Below are 6,388 nucleotides of genomic sequence, written 5' to 3'. Positions count from 1 at the left end.
TTTTTTTATGGCCTTTTTCCTGTTTGCGGCCTTAAAAACAACCGAGTATGGCCTCCCACGGCCTTAAATGCGCGAAAGGAGCAATTGACATGAAACGATTTAAGACAACGATTCTACCAATGAACTTGCAGTACTTTGCAGAACCTGATTCAGATACTGATTCCGAAAATTCGAACAATGATGGGGCCGACTCACAAGAGGCATCTGACTCAGAAGATAGCTCTGATAGAAATAATGAGGAGTCTGAAAATTCAGATGATGGTGGAAAAACAGATGCCATCATTGAAAAGTTAAAGGGTCGGATTGGCAAAGAACAGGGCAAAAAGAATGAACTGCAGGAACAGCTTGAAAAGGCCCAGACGGAGCTTGAAAAGTTGCGAGGAAAGAAGACAGACAAACCAGCAACACAGACTCCTGAACAGAAGGAAGTAGCTGAGCTTAAAGCTCAGATTGCCCGCCGTGACACCGTTGACGAAACAGTCAGCGTTTTCAGTGAGAGTGGGGTTAATATCCCAAAAGACATCGTTGAAGTCTTGGTTACTAACGATCACGACCAGACTATCGACAATGCCAGCAAACTGTTGAAATTCGTCACTTCTATCCAGAAGGATACTGAAACTAGTGTCCGTAAAGAGTATCAGGCTGGCAAAATTCCTGGTGATACCAAGCACAAGACGGAATCACTTGCGGATCTTGGCGAATCGATTGCTAAATCAAATCAGTCACGTGCTTCTTTGGATAGTTTTAAGTAGAGATACGAATAGGAGGAATATACAGTGACTAAGAAATATGGAACTAGTCCAGATATTTTAATTGACGACGAAAATGCCACGATGATTGCCGGGATGGTTGATGATCCCACCGCTGTTGTAGATACAGATGGTAATAAGTATTTGTTGGCCGGTACACCTTTGACTGCAAGTAAAGACTTCGAATTGAGTGACGATGGTTCGGTAGTTTTAGTACCAACAACTGATGCAACGGCTGTTCAAGGCATTTTGCGCCAAGATTATAACATTTTGGAAGGTGCGATTCCGGCGTCAATTATCACTTCTGGGACAATTAACCGGCATCGAATGAATTCAGATACTCAAAAGACATATACTGAAGAATTTAAAAATTCATTAAAGGCAGTTCTGCCTAAATTGTCAGTAATCGACCGGAATTAGGAGGGAACATTAATGCGAACAATTTCAGATATTGAAAATCCAACCGCCATTATTGCATGGTGGAATACACGGGTAAACGAGCGTGGGCCATACCTATATCAAAGTGTTTTTGATGTGTCATATAGCGCTACGGATCAAATTGAAATGCTTTACGGACAAGACCACCCGGTTGAAATGATGTCAGCTACGACTGATGATGTGGCTTCAATCAAGCGCGATAACATCGGATTTGAAAGTGAAACGCTGCAGGCCATTCCTTTCAAGAACTATAAGGCGATGAACGAAAAGCGCCGTAATGACTTGGTTCGTGCCTTAGCGAATAATGCTAATGCTGCACAAGTCGAAGCTATTACCAATACACAATACAAAGACCCAGCTTCATTGCTTAGTGACGCATTGTATACCCGTGAAATTTTAGCAATGCAGGCCTTAACAACGGGTCGTATCACGGTAAATAGCAACGGTATTCTTTATAAGCGAGACTTCAAGTTACCTGAAGAGCACAAAGTAACAGTTAAGACTCCTTGGGGAACGATGGATTCAACGCCATTGGCTGACCTTCAAGACCAAATTGACCAAATTAATGATGATAACGGAACAGTCATTGCGTATGCCATCATGAACGGGCGCACTTTCCGGAAGATTGGCAAGTCTGGTGAAGTCATTAATAGTTTGGCAATCGCCAAGACTAATAACAACATCGCTATTTCACAGTCGTCGGTAAAAGCGCTGTTTACGGATACTTTGGGCGGCGTACAACCCTTAATTTATAACAAGGGAGTGGGCAAGGACCGTTTCATTCCTGATGATGTGGTTGTTCTGATTCCAGATGGTGGTGTTGGTCGGATGTCATGGACAGACACCAATGAAGACTTGGGATTAAGCGGTAGTCAATATCAGTTATCCCGGACCTCCGACGGTATCACGATGTATACCAAGCGAACAGACAATCCAGTCGCCACCATGACTTACGTCTCACAAAAGGTACTGCCTACCTTGGATAAGGCGCGTAACATTGTGGTCATGAACGTTGCGGGAGCTGAAACGCCGGCCGGTGATTCCAGTACGACAACCACTACTGACACCCCAGCAAAAAACTAGAAACGCCGCCTGAAAATGGCGGCGATCCAAACGAAAGCTGGACCAATGATCAGATTAAATCCTACTTGGATGACAAGGGGATTACCTACAAGGCATCTGACACCAAGGCCCAGCTTTTAGCATATCTAACAGCAGAATAGGAGGCCAATTATGGCTATTAAACTGAATTTATATAAGAAGGGTGACACTAAGCCGCTTGTAATCGGGGATGACGAGACCGGAGTAACGGTGACAGGATTAGCAGCCGGAACTGCGGTTGCAGAGGGCGATTACGAGGTAAGTCATTCTGATGATACTGGTGCTTTGACTGAATCTGAACGGGTTAAGGTGCCATCATTTACTGTCAACGCGGGTAAGTAAAGGAGGTTAGCTAAATGTCATTAGTATTGAATATTTATAAAAAGGGTGATACCAAGCCCTCATTCACAGGAACCGACGTAGATGGAGTGACAATCACTAGTCTTGCGGCTAGAACGGTTGTCGTAAAGGGTGAATATCAAGCTAGCCATACTGACTCAGAAGGTATTTTAGAAGAATCCGACAAGGTTGATGTGCCTGCGTTCACTGTTAATAAGGCTAAGGCTCCTGCACCGACAGGCGTTGCCGCAGCACCAACCGATGATGGTGCACAAGTTACCGTAACTACGGCTTAGGAGGCAAATGATGGCCTATACAGAAGCGACTAAACAAACAACTCTTGCGGCCATTAAAGCCTATCCTATGGCCCAGGGGTATAACGATGAAGCGATAAGCCAAGCAATTGCCGACACGTGGTCGATTGTACTGTCGGATGAATTGCCAGACACAGTTAGTGAACGCGGTCACCGACTATTGGTCCTGCATAATATGGTGGTCGACAGCACGGCACAATCGGGCGGAGTTTCTCGTGCAAGTACGAAAGATTACACGCAGGAGATGTTCGATTGGTCACAAGGAAACGATCCTTATATGGTTGAATATGAACGCCTTGTAGCGAAGTTTGGTAAAGGACGGTGGGGAATTGCCTTCCTTTAACAGAATGCCTCACGTAAGAGCTGAGCTGTCCAAGTTGAACCATACCCGAGTAGTTGCCGGTGTTCCTGTTGGGGATAGTTATCTTCAAATGGTGGCTAGTGTAAATGAAACGGGTAAGATTATCACGGCTAAAAGGTCATGGTTAACTATTCCGACTGCGGCAGCAGGAACGCGCAAAGCTGGTGATATACCAGGATTATTCAAGCCTAAGGGAAAGAATATTCTGGCAGTGGCTAATGGGGATCAACTGACTGTGATGTTCTATCTAAAAAAATCCGTCACGATTCCTACCCGACCCTTCATCCGATGGACGGTGGCTCATAAGCGCTCGGTGTGGCGAAGAATTGCAGTTCAGGGAGTGTCAGGCATCATTCGCGGGACTGAGACGGCCGATGGGGTATTAGCCAAACTTGGTCGAACCGCAACCAACGACATTCGAATGACCATTCGCGACATGGCTGATCCAGCTAATGCGCCAGTAACAGTTGAGCGTAAAGGGAGTAACAACCCGTTAATGGATACTGGGAAGCTTATCAAGTCGATTACATGGACAAAGGAGGGAATGTAGTGGTTTTTAAATTCCAAAACTTCAATCGATTCCAGTTCATGTTTGATAGGTTGAAGATACCAATTCATGTGGTAGTACCCGTTAAAGAGCACAAATTGACAGCTGCTGACTATGATTCTTCAGGAGACTTAATTCAGTCCAAAGCAGATGAGTACGATCTTATCGAGCCAATCGTGAAGAGCACCACCAATACGCAAACTGACCCAGGTACATCCTTTCAGAACGAAGGTGGTGGTCCGGTCAAGACTGCACAAATGGAGTGGGTGTCACGACACGATGACTTTCCGCGAGGAACTACCATAACTGTTAAGACTTCGGGCCGTGCCTATCAGGTTGAATCATTCACCTATGATGAGCTTGCAGGACTAACCACGTATTATCTAAAGGCGGTGGAATGATGGGTATTTATCGTGATACGGTAAATAAGATTATTTCTGAGATTCATAAGTTCCAACCTGGCTGGATAATTACCAAGAAATTTCAACCTGACGACAGGCCTCCACTGCCGTTTTTTTATTACAAAATTGTAGACGACTATCAACGGCTGACTTTCAACGATGTTGAAAATGAGCCGTTTTCGTTTGTCCTGCAATTGACGGCAGTAACTGATGATGAACTAGATTCGCCAGATTTAAGTCACGACATGCGGAAATTATTGGAAAGCATTGGACTGCTGACCGATTTGGCTGAATCCGGAATTTCATTACAGGTCGAGTCTTTGCCGATTCGGGATTTGAATTTTGGAGTTTCCAACGAAACCGAGGCGGTGCTTTCAGTGACGGTCACGGTTAACGATTCGTACGACGACACTACTCAATCAGGGACCATAACAGACGTCATTTTAGGCGTTACAGATTCAAAGGAGGAGAACAATGAGCACAGTTAAATTAAATTATGACGTTAGCTTTAAGCAAATGATTCAACAGGTTGTGAGTTACTCGCAAGCGTCTTCCCTGTTGCTTGCCATTCCAATTAAGGATGGGGAAGAAACGTATGACACTTTTGGCACCCTTGACGATGTCGCGGAAAAATTCGATGAATCTTCCGATGCCTACAAGCTGGCTAGCAAGTATTTTGAAACACTAGCAAAAGAAAAGATTACGGATCAACCTATTTCAATTGGGCAATACCTTGATAAGAAACAAGATGATCCAATGGGCGTTGTATCGGCACCAGTGATTAAGTCAGTTACTGCTACGGCTGATGGTGCCACTATTTCATCTGAAGCAGGGTCAGTAACCCAAGTTTCGGGGTCAGTTCATTTCTTGACCAACTACTTCAAGGCTGGTTGGCGGTATGTCATCTTACCTGAAGCTGACACTGAAGAACTCGAATCTGTCATGGATTTCTTATATGAAAACCAAGACGGAATCTTAGTTTTAACTGCCAGTGATGTAGCTAGTGCCACTGAGTTGGAAGCCTATGCCAAGTCTGACAAGTTTGACTCGTCCAGGATGCTTCCTGTAATTGGGCTAGCTGATAAGGATGGCCAACCACTAGGGGCAGGGGCGGTAGCACAAGCTGTCGCAACGTTGCCAATCGATTGGCAACGTATTGGGAATATTCCTGGTATTAAGGCTAATAGTTGGACCAGCCCGGAAATTACTCAGTTGTCCAATTTGAATTTTATTCCAGTCGTTAATAAGGGAGGCGACATGATGCTTCTCCATGGTCGGGCATTGGATGGTCACTATGTAGATAACATGTTTGGTGCTCAATATATTTACGATTACATGATTGTTGGGCTACAAAACTGGTTAGACCTTCCGGAACAACGGCACTTCAAGTTTAATGATTCTAACTTGAGCAAGTTAAAGGCTCAAGCTCAAACTCTATTAAATGATTTGGGGAATATGGGCTTCTTTGCCGAAGGTGCAGATGGAAAGCCCGTCGCCTCGGTTGATATTCCTAGTCGCAACCAAGTAACCAGCAAGCAAGTCGAAGCACGTACGACAGCCATGACCATTGGCTACACGATGGCTAATCTGTTGGACAGCGTTGATGGTCAAATTAACGTCACTATCTAGTCAGGAGGATAAATAAATGCCTAATAAAATTCAATACGGTGAAAACAAGTGGGTGTACCTCAAGGACACCCGCTTTATTCATATCTATTTAATTGTGGATGGTAAGACCCATGAACTGTTTGGTTTTACGAACAATGATGCCATTAAGTGGACCAAGGTTGATAATGACTTCGACTTAGATTCTGACTTCTCTGGTGACCCAATCATGTTGCAAAACCACTCATCTAAGGGACAAATTACCTTGTCATGCAATGAAAATGGGCAAGCAGCGGCTTATGGCGAAGCTGTTATCAAGCGACAAAAGACTTATGCACTTGGTGAAATTCCAACGGTTGGTCTCAAGGTTGTCAATGACAACAATAACAAGACTGTTGACTTACCTTATGCGTTTGCTCAAAAGGAACCCGATGGGGGCATTACAAACAGTTTCGATAACTCTGAATACACATTCTTAGGGTGGAACTTCGATGTCGATCAAGATTCCGGAATTGTACTTTAGTCAAGATTAG

At 44.4% G+C, this 6,388-nt stretch carries 11 protein-coding genes and 1 pseudogene; all 12 read left to right on the top strand.

Features of this window, described 5'->3' with window-relative positions; translation table 11 throughout:
• The first annotated feature begins 89 nt into the window (after positions 1-89).
• The 12 genes and pseudogenes from LSE01S_RS05180 (at position 90) to LSE01S_RS05130 (ending at position 6,378) form a co-directional block, all read left to right on the top strand.
• Positions 90-752 carry a capsid assembly scaffolding protein Gp46 family protein gene (locus LSE01S_RS05180; RefSeq protein ID WP_061776564.1) on the top strand — a complete coding sequence of 221 codons (663 nt, stop codon included), beginning with the start codon at positions 90-92 and terminating at the stop codon, positions 750-752.
• A gap of 24 nt (positions 753-776) precedes the next feature.
• Positions 777-1,169 (top strand): hypothetical protein, encoded by a 393-nt coding sequence (locus LSE01S_RS05175; RefSeq protein ID WP_061776563.1) that lies wholly within the window; start codon positions 777-779, stop codon positions 1,167-1,169.
• Positions 1,170-1,181: 12 nt separating this feature from the next.
• On the top strand, positions 1,182-2,270 hold the full coding sequence (locus LSE01S_RS05170; RefSeq protein ID WP_061776562.1) for a major capsid protein: 1,089 nt from the start codon (positions 1,182-1,184) through the stop codon (positions 2,268-2,270).
• 44 nt (positions 2,271-2,314) lie between these two features.
• Positions 2,315-2,410: pseudogene (locus tag LSE01S_RS11225) on the top strand (hypothetical protein); the annotation flags it as partial.
• Positions 2,411-2,420: 10 nt separating this feature from the next.
• Complete coding sequence (locus LSE01S_RS05165) at positions 2,421-2,630, top strand: hypothetical protein (RefSeq protein ID WP_061776561.1); 210 nt, start codon at positions 2,421-2,423, stop codon at positions 2,628-2,630.
• 14 nt (positions 2,631-2,644) lie between these two features.
• A complete protein-coding gene (locus LSE01S_RS05160; protein ID WP_061776560.1) occupies positions 2,645-2,923 on the top strand; it encodes a hypothetical protein in 279 nt (92 codons plus the stop codon).
• A gap of 10 nt (positions 2,924-2,933) precedes the next feature.
• Positions 2,934-3,284, top strand: coding sequence for a DUF4054 domain-containing protein (locus LSE01S_RS05155; protein WP_061776559.1), 351 nt, complete (start codon positions 2,934-2,936; stop codon positions 3,282-3,284).
• Positions 3,271-3,852, top strand: coding sequence for a hypothetical protein (locus tag LSE01S_RS05150; RefSeq protein ID WP_061776558.1), 582 nt, complete (start codon positions 3,271-3,273; stop codon positions 3,850-3,852). The genes LSE01S_RS05155 and LSE01S_RS05150 overlap by 14 nt, the downstream gene beginning before the upstream one ends.
• Positions 3,852-4,250: a hypothetical protein gene (locus LSE01S_RS05145; RefSeq protein WP_061776557.1), complete on the top strand. Its 399-nt coding sequence runs from the start codon at positions 3,852-3,854 to the stop codon at positions 4,248-4,250. The genes LSE01S_RS05150 and LSE01S_RS05145 overlap by 1 nt, the downstream gene beginning before the upstream one ends.
• A complete protein-coding gene (locus tag LSE01S_RS05140) occupies positions 4,250-4,738 on the top strand; it encodes a phage neck terminator protein (protein ID WP_061776556.1) in 489 nt (162 codons plus the stop codon). Before LSE01S_RS05145 ends, LSE01S_RS05140 begins: the two co-directional genes overlap by 1 nt.
• Positions 4,725-5,879, top strand: coding sequence for a hypothetical protein (locus tag LSE01S_RS05135; protein ID WP_061776555.1), 1,155 nt, complete (start codon positions 4,725-4,727; stop codon positions 5,877-5,879). The genes LSE01S_RS05140 and LSE01S_RS05135 overlap by 14 nt, the downstream gene beginning before the upstream one ends.
• A gap of 16 nt (positions 5,880-5,895) precedes the next feature.
• Positions 5,896-6,378, top strand: a complete 483-nt coding sequence (locus LSE01S_RS05130) for a hypothetical protein (protein WP_061776554.1) — start codon at positions 5,896-5,898, stop codon at positions 6,376-6,378.
• Positions 6,379-6,388 lie beyond the last annotated feature (10 nt).

This window comes from Levilactobacillus senmaizukei DSM 21775 = NBRC 103853 (assembly GCF_001592085.1).
Classification (GTDB): Bacteria; Bacillota; Bacilli; order Lactobacillales; family Lactobacillaceae; genus Levilactobacillus; species Levilactobacillus senmaizukei.
This window is presented reverse-complemented; position numbering and strand designations above follow the sequence as displayed.

What these genes read in the sequence shown, in the direction of transcription:
- LSE01S_RS05180 (WP_061776564.1), top strand. Translation starts at nt 90, where the DNA reads ATGAAACGATTTAAGACAACGATTCTACCAATGAACTTGCAGTACTTT.
- LSE01S_RS05170 (WP_061776562.1), top strand. Translation starts at nt 1,182, where the DNA reads ATGCGAACAATTTCAGATATTGAAAATCCAACCGCCATTATTGCATGG.
- LSE01S_RS05165 (WP_061776561.1), top strand. Translation starts at nt 2,421, where the DNA reads ATGGCTATTAAACTGAATTTATATAAGAAGGGTGACACTAAGCCGCTT.
- LSE01S_RS05160 (WP_061776560.1), top strand. Translation starts at nt 2,645, where the DNA reads ATGTCATTAGTATTGAATATTTATAAAAAGGGTGATACCAAGCCCTCA.
- LSE01S_RS05155 (WP_061776559.1), top strand. Translation starts at nt 2,934, where the DNA reads ATGGCCTATACAGAAGCGACTAAACAAACAACTCTTGCGGCCATTAAA.
- LSE01S_RS05140 (WP_061776556.1), top strand. Translation starts at nt 4,250, where the DNA reads ATGGGTATTTATCGTGATACGGTAAATAAGATTATTTCTGAGATTCAT.
- LSE01S_RS05135 (WP_061776555.1), top strand. Translation starts at nt 4,725, where the DNA reads ATGAGCACAGTTAAATTAAATTATGACGTTAGCTTTAAGCAAATGATT.
- LSE01S_RS05130 (WP_061776554.1), top strand. Translation starts at nt 5,896, where the DNA reads ATGCCTAATAAAATTCAATACGGTGAAAACAAGTGGGTGTACCTCAAG.